General features: G+C 36.2%; 15 protein-coding genes. 3 read left to right on the top strand and 12 right to left on the bottom strand.

All coding sequences use genetic code 11. The features are described 5' to 3' along the window. Positions 1-6: 6 nt before the first annotated feature. The 3 genes from OGI71_RS00325 to OGI71_RS00315 all read right to left on the bottom strand — a co-directional run bounded on the left by OGI71_RS00325 (position 7) and on the right by OGI71_RS00315 (position 4856). The gene (locus OGI71_RS00325; protein WP_282253347.1) at positions 7-441 is read right to left on the bottom strand and encodes a hypothetical protein; all 435 of its coding nucleotides are present in this window, start codon (positions 439-441) and stop codon (positions 7-9) included. A gap of 104 nt (positions 442-545) precedes the next feature. Beyond that, positions 546-1916, bottom strand: a complete 1371-nt coding sequence (locus OGI71_RS00320; protein ID WP_282253346.1) for a hypothetical protein — start codon at positions 1914-1916, stop codon at positions 546-548. A gap of 66 nt (positions 1917-1982) precedes the next feature. Then, the gene (locus tag OGI71_RS00315; RefSeq protein WP_282253345.1) at positions 1983-4856 is read right to left on the bottom strand and encodes a TonB-dependent receptor; all 2874 of its coding nucleotides are present in this window, start codon (positions 4854-4856) and stop codon (positions 1983-1985) included. A gap of 406 nt (positions 4857-5262) precedes the next feature. Between OGI71_RS00315 and OGI71_RS00310 the strand changes: the two genes are divergently transcribed. The 3 genes from OGI71_RS00310 to OGI71_RS00300 all read left to right on the top strand — a co-directional run bounded on the left by OGI71_RS00310 (position 5263) and on the right by OGI71_RS00300 (position 7942). Beyond that, on the top strand, positions 5263-5904 hold the full coding sequence (locus OGI71_RS00310) for an ATP-binding cassette domain-containing protein (protein ID WP_282253344.1): 642 nt from the start codon (positions 5263-5265) through the stop codon (positions 5902-5904). 43 nt (positions 5905-5947) lie between these two features. Further along, the gene (locus OGI71_RS00305; RefSeq protein WP_282253343.1) at positions 5948-7345 is read left to right on the top strand and encodes an FtsX-like permease family protein; all 1398 of its coding nucleotides are present in this window, start codon (positions 5948-5950) and stop codon (positions 7343-7345) included. 123 nt (positions 7346-7468) lie between these two features. Continuing rightward, positions 7469-7942, top strand: a complete 474-nt coding sequence (locus OGI71_RS00300; protein WP_282253342.1) for a hypothetical protein — start codon at positions 7469-7471, stop codon at positions 7940-7942. Positions 7943-8021: 79 nt separating this feature from the next. Here OGI71_RS00300 and OGI71_RS00295 read toward each other — a convergent pair whose 3' ends face one another. The 9 genes from OGI71_RS00295 to OGI71_RS00255 all read right to left on the bottom strand — a co-directional run bounded on the left by OGI71_RS00295 (position 8022) and on the right by OGI71_RS00255 (position 17092). Next, positions 8022-8735 carry a 16S rRNA (uracil(1498)-N(3))-methyltransferase gene (locus tag OGI71_RS00295; RefSeq protein WP_282253341.1) on the bottom strand — a complete coding sequence of 238 codons (714 nt, stop codon included), beginning with the start codon at positions 8733-8735 and terminating at the stop codon, positions 8022-8024. An 18-nt stretch (positions 8736-8753) separates the two neighbouring features. Then, on the bottom strand, positions 8754-10067 hold the full coding sequence (locus OGI71_RS00290; protein WP_282253340.1) for a hemolysin family protein: 1314 nt from the start codon (positions 10065-10067) through the stop codon (positions 8754-8756). 8 nt (positions 10068-10075) lie between these two features. Further along, the gene (locus OGI71_RS00285) at positions 10076-10618 is read right to left on the bottom strand and encodes an inorganic diphosphatase (RefSeq protein WP_282253339.1); all 543 of its coding nucleotides are present in this window, start codon (positions 10616-10618) and stop codon (positions 10076-10078) included. A gap of 8 nt (positions 10619-10626) precedes the next feature. After that, entirely contained in the window at positions 10627-11277 is a 651-nt protein-coding gene (locus OGI71_RS00280) for a VTT domain-containing protein (RefSeq protein WP_282253338.1), read from the bottom strand. A gap of 140 nt (positions 11278-11417) precedes the next feature. Beyond that, the gene (locus OGI71_RS00275; protein WP_282253337.1) at positions 11418-11834 is read right to left on the bottom strand and encodes an HIT family protein; all 417 of its coding nucleotides are present in this window, start codon (positions 11832-11834) and stop codon (positions 11418-11420) included. Positions 11835-12120: 286 nt separating this feature from the next. Beyond that, positions 12121-12594, bottom strand: a complete 474-nt coding sequence (gene greA, locus OGI71_RS00270) for a transcription elongation factor GreA (RefSeq protein WP_077438377.1) — start codon at positions 12592-12594, stop codon at positions 12121-12123. A 143-nt stretch (positions 12595-12737) separates the two neighbouring features. Further along, positions 12738-13436 carry a response regulator transcription factor gene (locus tag OGI71_RS00265; protein ID WP_077438378.1) on the bottom strand — a complete coding sequence of 233 codons (699 nt, stop codon included), beginning with the start codon at positions 13434-13436 and terminating at the stop codon, positions 12738-12740. A 101-nt stretch (positions 13437-13537) separates the two neighbouring features. Beyond that, positions 13538-15196, bottom strand: coding sequence for a HAMP domain-containing sensor histidine kinase (locus OGI71_RS00260; RefSeq protein WP_282253336.1), 1659 nt, complete (start codon positions 15194-15196; stop codon positions 13538-13540). A 9-nt stretch (positions 15197-15205) separates the two neighbouring features. Next, the gene (locus tag OGI71_RS00255; protein ID WP_282253335.1) at positions 15206-17092 is read right to left on the bottom strand and encodes a S9 family peptidase; all 1887 of its coding nucleotides are present in this window, start codon (positions 17090-17092) and stop codon (positions 15206-15208) included. Between the last annotated feature and the right edge of the window lie 112 nt (positions 17093-17204).

Below are 17204 nucleotides of genomic sequence, written 5' to 3'. Positions count from 1 at the left end.
CAATTATTAAAGTTTATCAATAAAATCCAATAGATCGGCATATTTACCATCTGTACGGTTAGCTGCAATAGTAACCGTATTCTCTCTACCTTCGGATTTTATTGTGATAATATAATCCAGCCCATCTGCGCAACGTGCGCATTCATTAATTTTGGCATCCATTAACTTATACGTATCAATATAGGTTGATAATTGTTTTAATGTGGCCTCACTTGTTTTATAAACTTTATCTCTTTTAGCTTCCGGAACAAGACTTTTCGGATACTTAATTTCAGTCTTATTTTTATCTATGATGACATTTACAACATCACCCCATCCAGAAATTCCCTTTATTTCTATTTTAAGTCCATCAGGTTCAGTATCAGATTTATCATCAGACTTTTTGCACCCAACAAACAGGACAATACTTAACACAAATAAATAGATTGTTTTTTTCATCATTTAAAGCTTATATTATTTGACTATATAACGAATTATCCACCCAAAATGCGACAAAAAAATCCTGCTGATGGCAGGATTTTTTTATTTTATAAAACTATATTATTCTAGTATTTATTGTTTTTAGGATCCCAACTAGCCCATCCTTTTGTCCAGTCTATTGTACCCATTGCGCCAATAAAAGTTTCTTTGATTAAGCTAGCCAAATCTCCTTCATATTTAGCTTTACCCAATGCTGGGGAATCAGATTTCAATAAAAGATTTGGAGCAGAAATATTTGTACTTGTAAATCCTGCGCCATCAACAGAAGTTGTAGCAAAATCACCAAATCCGTTCAAATAACCTGTCAAATCAACTACAGAAGCAAAAGATGTTACATCTTTTAAACCATAATTTGCTGTATTACCAAATACCATATTATTTGAAAGAATAGAGCGACCAGCTTTTAATTCTGCTGCAGGAAAATCGGAATTAAACTCTACAGCATTTCCTTTTGCGCCAACAATAACTGAATTGGCCAATACCATCCGACTATTCAAACCAAAGTGAATACCTGCTCCATGTTGAGCAGCAGATTCTTTACCTGGGCCAATGAACGTAAAGTTCGATAAAACCGGTCTAGTATATTGATTATTCAATACATTTCCTTTATTTTCCAACTCTATTCCACGAGAAGTTCCTGCTGCATCAGCAATATTCGGATCCTTGATTGATATTCCATACTGAATTTTACCATTGTATCCCTGGTCAAAATCAAAATCATCATCTACCCCTCTATAAGCAATTAAATGAGTAGCATTAACTGTTCCTCCAAAAAACTCAAAAGAGTCATCACCACCATATGATACTTGAACATGATTTATCTTTGTACCCGATCCAACGGCGCAAAGTGTTAACCCATTTATCTCTTTATCTTTCTCGATTGCAATACCAGCAAATTCAATACGTGCGTAAGTTAACTCCCCTGAATTATCATCTAAAACTGGAGTTGTTCCACCACCATAGTTAGCAACAGTTGCTCCTAAAGCACCACCTTCATATTGCGCAGTACCACCTGCAGTATTTACCACCGATTTTCCACAAATAATAACACCAGACCAATCACCAGTATTTCTATTTCCGTCAGTCTGATCTGAAGTAAATACAATTGGTTTTTCGGCTGTACCATTTGCTTTTAATTTACCTCCACGTTCAACTATCAATGCTGCTTTTGATGATTTTTCACCTTTTATAATTGTTCCAGCAGGGATTTCCAAAGTTGCACCATCCATAACTTGGACATAACCGCTCAAAAGATAAGTTTTATCAGCACTTAAGACTTTATTTGAAGTAATTTGTCCTTTTATAACTTCAACTTCCTTGTTTCCTGGTTCCGGTTTTACTGGGTTTGGATTATCAGATTTACTACAGCTTGCAATGCTCATCGATGTCGCTACTAGAGCTAATGCAAACCATTTTGAACTCTTATTTAATTTCATAATCTAATTTTTTTTAAAGGTACAGATCGAATGTAACCTTAATGTTAACTAATACTTATTTAATCTTTAAAACTTATAACCAAAAGATAGAGAGATATTTCTACCATACTTTATTGAATTGATCAATTGATCTCCATCAGCATTGTATTTACCATTCTTGTCTACATCTTGATAAAAGATAGACTTTGAATCCAAGATATTACCCAAATTAAGCTTTAGCTCAGCTTTGTTAGCAATCAATTTTTTAGATAATTGAAAATCCAGCAAGCTTCTAGGCGCTTCATAAATCGTATGATACTCATCAACAAAAGCCGAATTCACATAATTACCAAAACCTACAACATCGATGCGTCGTCCTATTCGATTAAAGAAAATACTGGATTCCCAACCATTAGCACCACTATATTGCATACCCAAATTAACCAAGTAAGGCGATTGCCCGTAAAGTGGTCTTTTATTTTCCAATAGAGGTTGGGAACCTTTGAAATCCACTTCGGACTTAATCACCGAAGCATTTGCGCTAAACACCAATTTTTTCAAAAATTCAGACTCATCATTAAAAATTGATAAATCATGACGAATTTCAACTTCTGCCCCAGCAATATAAGCTTTAGGTGCATTGATAAATGACATAGATTTACTTACCGCCGTAGACCCCAATAAAAAATTAGATTCTATTGGATTTTTCAAGTCTTTATAGAATGCCGAAACAGATATCAATTTCCCCATACTTGGATAAAACTCATAACGAATATCTACATTCGAAATTTTGCTTCTTTTTAGATCAGGATTACCAATTTTCATATTATTGGTAATGAAATCATAAAAACTAAACGCAGCTAATTCTCTAAATTGAGCTCTAGCTACTGTGTTAGAATAGCTCAATCTCAAGTTAGTTTTTGGAGTCAATTCATATGTCAAATTTAAAGATGGGAGGAAATCAGTGTAATTATTATCAACATTGTTGTCCACGTTAGAAGAAGTTGAACCTGTATTTAATTTTTCAGCATAGTTCTCAACCCTGACACCAACAGTGGCCTTTAATTTCTCTGCAACATTTCCAGATATCATAATATATCCAGCATTCAAATCTCCTGTACCCTCATAACTATTTGTCGGATTAGTAATATCGTCCAGATATAATTTATTGGCAGCGATATTATTATAGTCAAAAAGTTGTTCCTGAGGTAACTCGAGTAAAGCCTTATTTTCATTAAAATCTGATGTACGATTCACATAACCTAATACTCTTGCATCTACATTACGCTTTTTATACTGCTTTAGTGCTCCAACTTTTAGAGATTGCTCCAAATTGAATAACTTCAAGCCATATGACCAGTTCAAGCCTGCGCTATAAATATTTTCCTTCAGATTACTATAAAATTTACCGGCTTGTTCTGACGATGCTGAGCCATTAGGAATAGCCGCTTGATATGGAACATTAGGATCTGTCTCGTCTACAGATTTATTATAACTTAAACGTCTTAAATCAGGCTCATTATCCCAAATCCCACTGTAAGATAAGTTCCACGTTAATTTAGATTGTTTATTGCCATCTAACAAGTATTCCCCATCTATAACAGAATTAAGCATTCTCTTTTCAAAAACTTCTAACAAAGTCGTTCTGCGCAAACTTTCATTAACTAATTCTCCTTCTCGATTAATAAAATTTTGTTCTAAGCTTTGATTGAAAATATTCTTTAGCGATATTTTAAAATTCTCTTTTACATACGATAGGTTAGCCAAAGCACCTACTGAAGAATTAAAGCGGTAATATTTATCTTTGTATTTGAAATAATAATTATTATAACCTAGATCAGTACCGTTAAAATCATTCCGGATCTCATTAGAAATACTTTCTGAATTTCTATAAGTTAATGATGTGATCAACCCCAATTTACCATCATTTCTCAATAAGAATGAATTTCCATAAATAAATTGAAGATTTTGATAAGGTAAAGATTTACCTAGATTCTCGTATCCCCAAGTATTTTTAAACCCTCTGGTGTAATCAGCTTTCTCGCTCGCGGGTAGGTTTGTATATAGGTCTCTACTTTTCGGAAAATTTGATGGTAAATTATTATCTGGATTTTTAAATCCAAAATAATTACCAACTGTCCGTTTACTTCCATAAAAATCCTTAAATGTTGTTTGTGTGTTTCCTCCTAAACCCACACTGATTTCTATTGTTTTTTTATCTGGAAAATCTTTCGTTTTAATATTAGCTGCCCCACCTGTAAGATCACCAGGTAAATCTGGTGTAGCAGTCTTACTAATAACGATATTGTCTATCAAAGATGAAGGAATAATATCAAAGGAAAATGCTTTGCGATCAGGCTCTGTACTAGGCAGTGGACTATTATTTAATAATGCCGAATTATAACGATCACTTAGACCACGGATAATAATGAATTTATTATCTTGAACACTGGCTCCACTAACACGCTTTAATACTTCACCCGTATTTTTATCTGGTGTCTTCTTTATTACTTCAGCTGAAATACCATCTGAAATTGAAATGCTATTTTTCTGTTGTGCATACAATGCACTGATGGATTCTTTCTTAAAAGATCCCGTAACAACAACCTGGTCCAAAACTTTGCCTTCAGAGTTGTCAAGAACCACATCCAAATTGGTAACATCCTTATCCTTAATCTCTACATCAGTGATTTGCTTCGTCGCAAAACCCAAATAGCTAAATTCTAATGTGTATTTTCCTGCTGGTACTGCAGGAATATTATAATTACCTGTTACATCCGAACTTCCTACACGTGCTGTGCCGAGAACCTTTACCGTCACCCCCGCGATGGTTTCTCCTGTCTTGACATTTGTAACTTTACCTGCAACCTTCCCACTCCCTTGTGCATAAACTGTTGTTGACGCAGCTACGACGAACGTAATGGCAGCAGCGATTCTTTTAAGTTGTAATTGTGGTTCCAATTTATTTTGTTTTTTGTTTCTGCAAAGCTATTGGCAGAATATTATATTAACATTAACAACGAATTACCATTACGTAAACCACTTGTTAATTTAATGTTACCTTGTAGATTCCAACTTAAAATTTTAGATGAAATCCCGTCTGAAGAAGCATTTGAGCAATTATTCTATTATTTCGATGAGATCATATTAATGAAGTGTAATAAAATTATTAAGTCGAAAAGTTATTAACATATAAAGGTCAGTTTTAGGTTTTAGTACATTTACTTATAGATATCATTGTAATTCGATAAGAATAGATATTCGTTCATCCTATTGTTTAGAAGCAAGAATGATCTTATTATTGCAATAATATTGCATATGCAAAGCAATTTCTCTAAGTTTGAATATATTTTCAATTTTTGAGCATATGAGCAATCCGATCGTATCTACTGAGCAGCTAACATTCCGATATACCAATGCAAAAAGCATCGAATTTCCTGACATCCATATCGAGAAAGGACAACATACACTACTATTAGGAGATTCAGGTACAGGTAAAACAACCTTACTGAATATGTTAGGTGGCCTATCCCGACCTGATACTGGTCATGTTAAAATTAATGGTCAAGATCTTGCCCTATTATCAAATAGTAAACTAGACAAGTTCAGATCGCAATATATTGGGTTTATCTTCCAGGAAGCTCACCTTCTCAAAAATTTAACTTTGCTAGAAAATATCAAATTAGCACAGTCGCTGGCTGGAAAAAAAGTCAATGTAGATGAGATTCATCAGGTATTGAAACAATTGCAGTTGGACCACAAAACCGCGGCCTATCCAAATGAACTGAGCCGTGGTCAATTGCAACGTGCCGCGATTGCACGTAGTGTCATTAATAAACCGGCCCTACTCATTGCCGATGAACCTACAGCAGCTTTAGATGATAATAATACAAATCGCGTACTAGAACTTCTTTTGGACATCGCAGATACCGCTGGCTCAACGTTGTTGATCACAACACACGATAAACGGATCAAGGATCAGTTTTCAAAAATGTATCTCTTAAAATAATTGCTTACAGCCCATATTCACCCTTTTTTATTCAACATTTGCTATGAACACGATACAGTTGGTTTGGAAAAATTTAAGTAGACAATTTGGTTCTGTCTTTTTGAGCATTTTACTGACAGCTTTTGGAATCTCCATACTTGCTGTGCTCTCTATCACAGGTGAAACATTTGAAAAACAACTTGACAACAACAGTAAGAACATTGACCTTGTCATCGGAGCCAAAGGTAGTCCACTTCAATTGATCTTGTCCAGCGTATATCATATCGACAATCCAACAGGAAATATCCCCTTAGATGAACTCGAACCATTACGCCAGAATCCGCTTGTCCAATTGGCGGTTCCGTTATCCCTTGGCGATAATTTTAAAGGACACCGTATTGTGGGGACAGATTCTTCCTTTCTAACGATTTACGATACTAAAATAAACGAAGGCCGCATTTGGCAAAAAAACTTTGAGGTTGTTATTGGTGAGCAGGTCGCAAAAAAACACCACTTTAAACTAGGTGACCAAATCAACAGCTCTCATGGGCTGAGCAAAGATGGTCATAGCCATGACGAACATCCTTTTACGATCGTCGGTATTCTAAAGCAAAATAACAACATAACGGACAACCTCATATTGACCAACCTCGAGAGCGTCTGGTATGTTCATGGCATCGCACATGCGCATGAAGACCATGAAACCCCAGCCCAGAAAGAACAACGTGAGCGCGAAGAAGATAGAGAAGAGACCGTCAAAGCACACCAACATCACCACGGCGAAGACCTTACGGAAAATTCTTCGGCTCAGACAACAACAGTAGCAAAAGAACATCACGATCACTCGGATCACGACCATGAGCATGAAGAGGAAGGCGTATTTGTCAAATCTATCGGGGCCGATATGGTGAAACAAAACGGATTGGAAATAACCGCTATCTTAGTAAAATATCAGTCACCTGCTGCTATTGGTATACTACCCAAAATGATCGATCAACAAACAGATATGCAAGCTGCTTCTCCAGCAATGGAAAGTACACGTCTGTTTTCACTCCTAGGTGTAGGAATAGATTCATTAGCCATCCTTGCCTATGTTATTATGTTAATTGCAGGGCTGAGCGTATTTATTAATCTCTATAATGCACTGAAACAACGCAAATATGATCTTGCTATTATGCGCACGCTAGGTGCCTCTAAGGGGAAATTATTCAATATTGTCCTGCTCGAAGGCTTGACCATAACAATTGTCGGTGGACTGATAGGTTTGCTATTGACACATTTGGCATTATATTATATCAGCAATCAAACAAGCCAGAGTGCGGATTTTATCGAAGCTTTTAAGCTACATCCAAAAGAATTGGTATTTTTGTTAGTAGCTTGTCTCATTGGCGTTCTAGCAGCTCTAATTCCTGCAATCAAGGCGTATAAGACAAGTATATCAGGAACTTTATCGAACAAATAGGTTAAAAATAGAATAAATGGGCAATTGGGATAAAAGCGTAAGAATAACATATACGAGGTAAATCTCAGATTTGCATCACCAAAATCTCAATACTCAATACGATATATACTCAATACTAAAATAATGAAACAAATTATTACAGCATTTGCATTTATATGCTTCTTTATACAAGCACAGGCACAGATCGGTAATAATCCCGATGTACCTGATCATACGCCCATGATGAACAAAACATGGGATGCTATTGATAAAATGGCTTACAAAGTAACCTATAACGGAGCAAAAAAGGTCTATACTCCCTTTTATCCGAAAGAGCTCAAAGCGCTTGAAAACAAGGTGGTCGAATTACCGGGTTATATGGTCCCGCTACATAGTGGACGTAATCACAAAAACTTTATGATGTCTGTCCTACCTGTTATGCAATGTCAATTTTGTGGCTCAAACGGGATCCCGCCTATGGTAGAAGTAACCTTAAAGGGTGGGGCAATTAAATTTTCTGAAGATCCTATCAAACTAAAAGGAAAGATGATTTTTACAAAGGATCCTCTTAAAGGAAACTCCGAAATCCAGATCATAGATGCTGAGCTCGCAAAATAATAGAAATAGCATTTAATCAATGTTGGATCTCATCTATCCGAAATAGATTAGATTCACATTGATCTTTTATCGTACAGATTTATCTATTGATTAGTGAGGTTTCGAGGCAAGCTGCCAAAGCCGCTGTTTCTGTGCGCAAACGTGCGTCTCCGAGCGATACAGGTAGAAAGCCAGATGCTAAGGCTAAATCAATTTCCTCTGCTGAAAAATCTCCTTCTGGGCCTATCAAAATAATATAGTGCTGTCCAGGTTCAAATATTTGGTTCAAATACTTCTTATCGGAATCGACACAGTGTGCAATTGCCTTTTGGGTACCATCCTTTGGAATATCCTTTATAAACTGTTTAAACGATACAGCGGGATTCAATTGAGGTAAATACGCTTTTAAAGACTGTTTCATGGCTGATACAATGACTTTATTCAAGCGGTCCAACTTTACTTCCTTGCGTTCTGAATGTTCACAGATAATAGGTGTAATCTCTTGAATCCCTACCTCGGTAGCTTTCTCCAAAAACCACTCGATACGATCTATATTCTTGGTCGGTCCAACAGCAATATGCAAATGATAGTTTGGCTGTTGGTAGTTCTCTTTGACACTTAAAATGCGAAGTACAGTACGTTTCGGATGTGGATCTATAATCTCAGCTTCGTACAGGCCGCCCCGACCATCAATTAAATATAAACGATCCCCCGTATTCATACGAAGCACACGAACCGCATGCTTGCTTTCTTCCTCAGAGAGGATAAAATTTTCTAAAGAAGGACTTAATTCCGGTGTAAAAAATAACTGCATGTACTGTTCATTGTGGTCTTATTCCGCTACATCGTCATCAGCAGACTCAACCAATTCCAGTTTGACAAATTCAATATTCTGTTGGGCTTTGCGGATAATTGTAAATACATAACCATATTCTTTCTTCCGCTCACCTACTTCAGGAATTTTATCAAAGATTTCACTTACCAATCCTGCCATTGTATCGTAATCCTGGCTTGCTGGTAATTCAATGGGGAGAAACTCATTCACATCATGAATGCTAGCTCCCGCATCCACCATATACTCTGTTTCAGATATACGTTCAACGACTGGTGTTTCCTCATCATACTCATCTTGGATTTCACCTACCAACTCCTCCACAATATCCTCCAAGGTAGCCATCCCTGCTGTACCTCCAAATTCATCGAGTACAATAGCCAATTGAAGGCGTCGTTGCTGAAACTCGGCCATCAGATCATTGATTTTTTTGGTTTCAGGAATAAAGTAAGGTTTACGCATGATATTTCTCATCACCACTTCTTTGCCTTTTGCCAAAAGTGGAAGGATGTCCTTGGTATGGACAATACCAACAATTTGATCAATGTTATCTTCGTAGATTGGAAGACGTGAATACCCCTCCTCCGTCATGGTTTCAATCAATTCTGAAGCGTCTGCTGTTATTTCGACCGCGACAATTTTTGTCCTTGGTACCATAATATTCTTGACGATACGTTCGTTAAAATCGAAGACGTTTTTGATCAATTCATGTTCAGAAATATCCAATGCTCCGGATTCTTTTCCTTTATCCAAGAGGTATTGTAATTCCTCAGAAGAATGGGCAGATTCACCTTTCGTTACTTCAAATCCTAAAATTTTAAGCAGAAAATTAGCAAAACCATTTAGGATCCAAATAAAAGGTCTAAAGATAAAGTAGAAAAATTGCAGGGGAACCGCAATCTTCATCGTTGTTGCAACAGGTTTTTGAATGGCAATTGACTTGGGAGCTAGCTCACCAAAGACAATATGTAGTACGGTAATGATCGCAAATGCCAGCACATGTCCTGCCTTGGTCGCTATCGTACCGGTCAATTCAACACCAAAGAAACCTAATGCCCCCTGCACAATCTGGGTCATTACAGCTTCTCCTACCCAACCTAGGGCCAGGGAAGAAAGTGTAATACCCAATTGTGTAGCGGCTAAATAACCATCCAAATGCTCCGTTATACTTTTGGCAATTGTCGCAACTTTACTGCCTGTTTTCGCCTGAACTTCAATTTGGGAGATTCGGACTTTGACAATAGCAAACTCAGCGGCAACGAAAAAACCGTTGGCCAGTACTAAAAACAATGTCACAAAAATATCGAGCGCCATGCTTGGGGTTATTTGTTAACAAATTCTGTTTTGTACAACTCAATAGCCTCTATCAAGATTCTTTGTGCTTCTTCACGTCCTTTCACCCCTTCTACTATGACCTGTTTCTTTTCTAAAGCTTTGTAGCTTTCAAAGAATTGTACAATTTCCTTCATCGTGTGTGGCGGCAATTGATCAATGTCTTTAATGTAATTGAATACAGGATCATTTTTGGCAACAGCTATGATTTTATCATCTTGCTCACCACCATCAACCATATTCATTACACCAATAACTTGCGCTTCCACCAATGTTAAAGGTAAGATATCAACCGAACAGATCACCAAAATATCCAAAGGATCTTTGTCGTCGCAATAAGTTTGTGGAATAAAACCATAATTGGCTGGATAGACAACAGATGAACTCATTACTCTATCCAAAAGCAACAAACCTGTTTCTTTGTCTAATTCATACTTTCCTTTGGATCCGTTTGTAATCTCAATGATAGCGTTTACGGCATTTGGCACATTCTCACCTGGAGAAACCATGTGCCAAGGGTTTTGTTTACTCATTTTTTATTTTACTGTATATTTTGTTTGTTTCTTTTGTCTTTTATTCGCTTTTTAAGCAAAGTAATTGCAATAGGCAAAAATGCGACCACGATCATCCCAACGACAACATATTCGACATAATGGATAATCCATGGGAATTCTATCCCCAAGAAATAACCGGAAAGAGTCAATACCATGACCCATATTAAAGCTCCACTGATGTTATATAAGACGAATTTTTTGAAATCTAATTTTACAACACCCGCAAAGATAGGAGCAAAAGTACGAACTATTGGAACAAATCTACCTATAATTAATGCGGTTCCCCCATATTTATGGTAAAATTCTTCCGCCATCACCACATATTTCCGCTTAAAGATAATACTATCCTTTCGCTTAAATAACATGGGACCGGCTCGATAACCGAACCAATAACCTGTAAAATTGCCCAATATTCCTGCTCCCAACAAGCCCAAACAAAGTGTATAAATACTCACGTCGATCTTATTGAGTGCACAAAACAATCCCGCTAAAAATAATAAGTAATCGCCGGGTAGAAAAAAACCAAAAAACAGACCTGTTTCGGCAAATACGATTAAAATAACTAAATAAAAACCACCTGAACTTAAGAGCTCTTCGGGATTCATTAGTTGTTGAAATGACAACAAAAGTTCATGCATAACTTTCAGTAAAAATCAATGTTGTTTTCTTCATTTTAGAATCCAAATCTACTTTTATCCCTGTATAATTTTAAAACAACAAAGTACAAATATAGTATTCTTCTAAAAAACGAAAGTAAATCAAGTGTAATATAATCTTGTTATTGATTTTGTGCAGTTATGCTGATAATGGACTCCCGTATTGTTTCAGCAATCTGATGAAGCTCATCTTCATCTAGACTTAACTTAGGCCCAGCAAAATTTAGGTCACTTATTTTATTGATCGGAACAAGATGGATATGTGCATGCGCAACTTCCAATCCCACAACAGCCACGCCAACTTTAACACATGGAATTACTTTTTTTATCCCCTGCGCAACGATTTTTGCAAATACCCAAAGTGCCATGTACTCATCATCTTCAATATCGAAAATATAATCTGTTTCTTTCTTAGGTATCACCAAAACATGACCTTTCGCCAAAGGACTGATATCCAAAAAAGCAAGAAAATCATTACTCTCCGCAACTTTGTAAGCTGGAATCTCACCAGCAACGATTTTTGAAAAAATTGTTGACATATTATTCTATATTGGAATAAACTCTTTTTTGTAATAAAGTATTGAGATATTAGTATTACGTATTGAGACTTCAGTTGTGCCAGCCATGGGCTTGCAGAAGGAAAGTCTAATGTCTAATATTTACTATCTAAATACATTTGATAAAAAACGACCATAAGTAACATTAAATATGACGTTCACAACAAATATAAACAAAAAAGGTCGCGATTGCTAGAACCCGACCTTCTTAATATAAAGTTAATTTGTGGATGTGCGGTTATGGCGTACCGCACATAACCGACATATATTATCTCGAAATTTCTACAATTTCAAATTCGATCTTACCTGCAGGCACTTCAATTTCTGCAGTATCACCTTTCGATTTACCCAATAACCCTTGAGCAATAGGAGATTTAACGGAAATCTTACCAGACTTGAGGTCAGCCTCTGATTCGGCAACCAATTGGTAAGTCATCACAGCTCCATTCTTTTTATTTTTGATCTTAACAATTGACAATGCCAATACCTTCGATGTGTCCAACTTGGATTCATCAATCAATCGAGCTGTAGCCAACGTGTTTTCCAAATTGGCAATTTTAGCTTCATGAAGCCCTTGAGCTTCTTTAGCAGCATCATACTCTGCATTTTCAGACAAATCACCTTTGTCCCTAGCCTCTGCAATAGCATTGGCAATTTTAGATCTTCCTTCCGTCTTCAGATAAGCTAATTCCTCTTTCAGCTTACGCAATCCTTCTTCCGTAAAATAAGTTACTTCTGCCATAATTTTATCTTTTTTCTTATTTTCTACATTTTAAAAAAGAAACAAGACCATATTACCCTCGTCGGGTAACATGGTCTTGCTTTCAATCTATACGAAGATAATAATTGTTTTCAACAAAACAAATTCTTATCCATCAAATATAATCAAATCTCCTCTTCGTCAACAAATTTATAACCCAACCCCCTCACGGTTTGCAGATAATGCGGTTTGTCGGGGTTTGTTTCGATCTTTTTTCGCAGACGCACAACATGCATATCCAACGTCCGTGTATTTACATTTGAACTATAGCCCCATACCACTTCCATCAACTCCTCACGCGTGATCTCCCGGCCCAAATTTTGAAGAAAATGCAATAAAATCCTGTTTTCCAGAATAGTTAGCTCAACCTTTTTACCGTCACGTATTAATGAATGGATATTTGGATGGTGCTCCGTCTGCCCAAACTTGTAGATCTCTGGACTATTTTTAGGTAGAAAAAACTTCACCTTATTATCTATCATAGCAATCAACACGTCCATATTGAACGGCTTACTAATATAGTCCGTCACACCAAAGCTATAAGCCTCAATCTTGTCCACATCCTGGGATTTAGCAGTCATCATAATAATGATATTCTCAAATCCTGCTTTACGGACATCTTCGCAGATCTCGTTACCTTCTTTTCCAGGGAGCATCCAATCTAACAGGACCACATCGGGTCTCTTTTCCAAGATTAAACTTTCTGCTTCATTCCCATTTCCGCTTTGGATGACTTGATAGCCTTCAGATTCTAATCGATGTTTTACCAAGAAACGTAAGTTCTCATCATCTTCAATAACAGCAACAGTGATGTCTTTATTCATAAGTAAATAATTTGTCTTTTAAATGTCTTATGGAATATCCAGTTTATTATCACAAGTATTCATGCTTTCTAAACATGGATATTTCATATTTAAATTTATTTTTAAACCGGAAATACCAACGTAAAGGTAGTGCCTTGCCCCAATTGACTTTTGACTGTAATGTCCCCACCTATAAACTCAGTGATTTCCTTACAGAAAGCCAAACCTAAACCAATACTTCCTTGCTGATTATATTGACTTTTTATTCTATAAAACTTTTTGAAGATATTGTTAAACTCCGCCTTCTCTATCCCAATCCCTTCGTCCTTAAAAGTGATAACAAAATTCTTCTTATTTTGTTGTATCGTAATATCCAAGATTTTATGCCCCGCTTTCGAATACTTATAGGCATTGTCTATCATGTTTTGAAATACACTACTCAATAACACTGGATCTGCCAGCATCGATGTTCTTACATCAATTTTTGTGCTAATTTTAAAGTCAGCATATTTTATTCTTGAAGAAGCAACCAGATTTTCGGTAAATTCCTCTAGATCCACCTCTTCTTTGTTTAATTTAATGGTTTTATTTTCAATCTGGCTAAAAGACAATAATTTATTCATTAAATTATTGAGTCGATCAGCTTCCTGATCTAATATATTACCATACATTTTTCTTTCGTCATCGGAAAGTACTTGCGCACTCTTAATATTATTTCCCGCAATTTTTATTACACTAACAGGTGTCTTAAACTCGTGTGTCAAATTGTTGATAAAATCATATTGCAATTTAAAAAGTCTCCCGTTAATTTCTAAATTTCTATAAATTAAATATAGAATTGCTATTAAAATAATGTAAATCAATGAAATACCACCTAATACAGGCCAAAAACTACGATTTATTTCTTCCGAAAGAAAACTTTTACTCGATCTGAAAAGCAATTTATAATCAGCCAAAGCTCCCGGTAATGGCATTTCTGTTGAAATTTCATCGTCCTCAGGTGTAATTGGCGCGCCAACCAATGGAACAATCGCTACCTTTTCGTAAAGATTTGTATAACTATTTTTCACCTCCAAATACATTGGGTCAATCTGAAAGTTGAACATATCCTGTTCATAGCCGACAGTATGGTCCAGATTCCCTTCCATAATGGATTTATAAACAATCAGATCATTAACCCTCGGTATATTTAAATACGTAATCTGCCCCGGCCTGATCGTATAAAATACCTTTAAAATATCCTTATCAGAAAGCTTCGCATTCGCTTGCAGCTTATCAATATAAGTAGCAAGTTTAACCCCTATATTATTAATTTCCTCAGAATGCAGCCCCATTTGAGCACGATCGAGAATTGTATTTTTATTCAGTCCCGATCGGGATACCGTAAAAAAGGTAATAGTTTTGGGTTGAATCCGCAGGTTATTAACAATAAAACCATAGTTCAGATTATGATCATTATTGAATTGCAGATCAAAAAAACCTATTTCCCGTACAAAAGGATAAGAACTTAAAATACTATATGCGTATTTTCCCGCTTGTACAGAGTCTAGGAAACCTTGGTAAAAAGACACCTCGGGGATTCTATTTTGAAAAAAGTCATTAAAAGGAATCAGCGTCTGATCAAAAATTTCAGATTTTCTATTCGTAAATTCATTTTTTATATGTGATTCAGTATAGTTTCTAGATAGAAAAAGCGCAAAAATATAAAGGCCACTGATGACGATAAAAAACATCAACAATAATCCGTAATTTTTTCGATAGCTGTATTTTTCTGCTTTCATATGCTGCCTCTAGTCTGCTAGATATTTTGCCAAAAACCGTTCCAGCTCATTATAATAGCCAAATACATTCTCATCCTTTTTAAAGGTCCTATCTTCATCTTCCTTTAGAAAATACTGTACAGGAACATTATTGTTCTTTAACTTTTGAACAAATTGATTCGCATCCGTCACAGAACTAAACCGATCTTTTCCACCTTGAACCAACAACACAGGGATCCTTACTTTATCCGAATGAAATACAGGTGATATATTTTTAAACAGCTCCGCCTCCCGGATAGGGTTACCAACGATCTGATACATCTTCTGTACATAAGATTTAAAATAAGGTGGAATATCCCTAAAGTAGGTGAATAGGTTTGTATATCCTGAATAAGAAACCGCACATTTATAAAGATCCGAATTGAAACAAGCAGCATGAAGCGCAGAGTAACCACCAAATCCCTTTCCGACAATAGCGACACGATTCTTATCCGCTATCCCCTCTTTGATCAGCCACTTCACTCCATCAGTAATGTCATCTTGAATTTTTCCGCCCCATTCTTTAAAACCTGCTGTCCAGAATTTTTTCCCGAATCCCGTTGAGCCCCTATAGTTCATCTGAAAAACCAAATACCCTCTGTTTGCCAAAAATTGCGCCTCATTATCAAAACCCCACACCTCACGCCCATTTGGCCCATCATGTGGCAATACTACCATTGGAAGATCTTTTCGATTGGAATGAACCGGATAGGTCAAGTATCCAGATATCTCTATCCCATCTCTCGCTTTATAAGTAATAAACTCATTTGGAGACAACTCCTTATCTTTAAGATCAGAATTATTATCGGTTAATTTAGTCAGTTTTTTTGTGGTAAAATCATAAAAATAAATTCCACCAGGATTAACATCTGTATAGGTTTTAATAATCACTTTTTCGCCTGAAGCGTCGGTATTAAGAACTTGGAATTCAAAACCATCAATCTGCTTAGACAATTCATCATATTTCTGCTTGGTCTGCTCATCGAAGAAATGCCTGCTTTGCCTTGAGGTTGTATAATTCACAAACAACAAGCGATTTAGCTCCGGAAAATAACCTCCTGGACTCATGTCAACCTCTTTATGGCTAAAAAGCTCGCCCAGTTCCCTTTCATTGACCAGATCATAGCTTACCAAGGCCAATTTATCACGGTTTATATTCGATAGTGCATAGATAATACTATTTGAACTGTCTTTATATCCCAACGGAGTGAAACTGCTTTCTACATCACAACGTATGATCTCCTTGAAAGGTTCTTTCTCAGAAGGACGGAAAAGAACAGATTGTTGTACGGAATCGTTTGCGATAGCCAAACGTATCTGTCCATCATTGGAAGCAATCCAGGAGCTCATATTGCCTGGATTTTGTAAGATCAATTCACGTGGTCGACCATCCAAATAAATACGATATAGATCAAAAAAAGAGGAATCACGATCATTAATCCCCGCAACAAAACCCTCACCACCGGACACCGTCGAATGAATCCATCTAAACCGCGCACGAACTGGTTTAATTAATGCCCAGATTTTTTCAGTGTTAATATCCACAGCATACAAACGCAAACTATCTTGGGAAGATTGTTCTGTCAAAAAGGAAATCTTAGAATCGTTATTCCAGGCAAAAGATTTTACATTGATATCATTCTGGTAGGTTAATTGTTTGGAGCTATCCTGATGCTTCAAATCAATTAAATAGATGTTTTTGCAATGATTGTCCATGCCGATATAGGCAATAAACCGACCATTAGGGGAAATCTTAAAATTTGATTTTTCAGGTGTGGAAAAGAATTGATTGATGGGTATAGGATCAACCTTATGTTGTTGGCATCCCAACATAGTCAATGCACAAAAAAATAAAACAGTCCAAAATTGCAACCTCATAATCCCAAATGCGTCCTTATCAATTAACTCAAATATTGTAATTAAATACCAAATTGCAGTCAATGCAACCTTATTTTTACAAGATATAGTAATTAAACGTAATATTCAAAAA

Origin of the sequence: Sphingobacterium sp. ML3W (assembly GCF_029542085.1) — a bacterium.
Lineage (GTDB): Bacteria > Bacteroidota > Bacteroidia > Sphingobacteriales > Sphingobacteriaceae > Sphingobacterium.
The sequence above is the reverse complement of the archived record's forward strand: the minus strand, read 5'-3'. Positions and strand labels throughout refer to the sequence as shown.

What these genes read in the sequence shown, in the direction of transcription:
- OGI71_RS00320 (WP_282253346.1), bottom strand. Translation starts at nt 1,916, where the DNA reads ATGAAATTAAATAAGAGTTCAAAATGGTTTGCATTAGCTCTAGTAGCG.
- OGI71_RS00280 (WP_282253338.1), bottom strand. Translation starts at nt 11,277, where the DNA reads ATGCATGAACTTTTGTTGTCATTTCAACAACTAATGAATCCCGAAGAG.
- OGI71_RS00265 (WP_077438378.1), bottom strand. Translation starts at nt 13,436, where the DNA reads ATGAATAAAGACATCACTGTTGCTGTTATTGAAGATGATGAGAACTTA.
- OGI71_RS00310 (WP_282253344.1), top strand. Translation starts at nt 5,263, where the DNA reads ATGAGCAATCCGATCGTATCTACTGAGCAGCTAACATTCCGATATACC.
- OGI71_RS00255 (WP_282253335.1), bottom strand. Translation starts at nt 17,092, where the DNA reads ATGAGGTTGCAATTTTGGACTGTTTTATTTTTTTGTGCATTGACTATG.
- OGI71_RS00325 (WP_282253347.1), bottom strand. Translation starts at nt 441, where the DNA reads ATGATGAAAAAAACAATCTATTTATTTGTGTTAAGTATTGTCCTGTTT.
- greA (WP_077438377.1), bottom strand. Translation starts at nt 12,594, where the DNA reads ATGGCAGAAGTAACTTATTTTACGGAAGAAGGATTGCGTAAGCTGAAA.
- OGI71_RS00285 (WP_282253339.1), bottom strand. Translation starts at nt 10,618, where the DNA reads ATGAGTAAACAAAACCCTTGGCACATGGTTTCTCCAGGTGAGAATGTG.
- OGI71_RS00305 (WP_282253343.1), top strand. Translation starts at nt 5,948, where the DNA reads ATGAACACGATACAGTTGGTTTGGAAAAATTTAAGTAGACAATTTGGT.
- OGI71_RS00260 (WP_282253336.1), bottom strand. Translation starts at nt 15,196, where the DNA reads ATGAAAGCAGAAAAATACAGCTATCGAAAAAATTACGGATTATTGTTG.
- OGI71_RS00275 (WP_282253337.1), bottom strand. Translation starts at nt 11,834, where the DNA reads ATGTCAACAATTTTTTCAAAAATCGTTGCTGGTGAGATTCCAGCTTAC.
- OGI71_RS00300 (WP_282253342.1), top strand. Translation starts at nt 7,469, where the DNA reads ATGAAACAAATTATTACAGCATTTGCATTTATATGCTTCTTTATACAA.
- OGI71_RS00295 (WP_282253341.1), bottom strand. Translation starts at nt 8,735, where the DNA reads ATGCAGTTATTTTTTACACCGGAATTAAGTCCTTCTTTAGAAAATTTT.
- OGI71_RS00290 (WP_282253340.1), bottom strand. Translation starts at nt 10,067, where the DNA reads ATGGCGCTCGATATTTTTGTGACATTGTTTTTAGTACTGGCCAACGGT.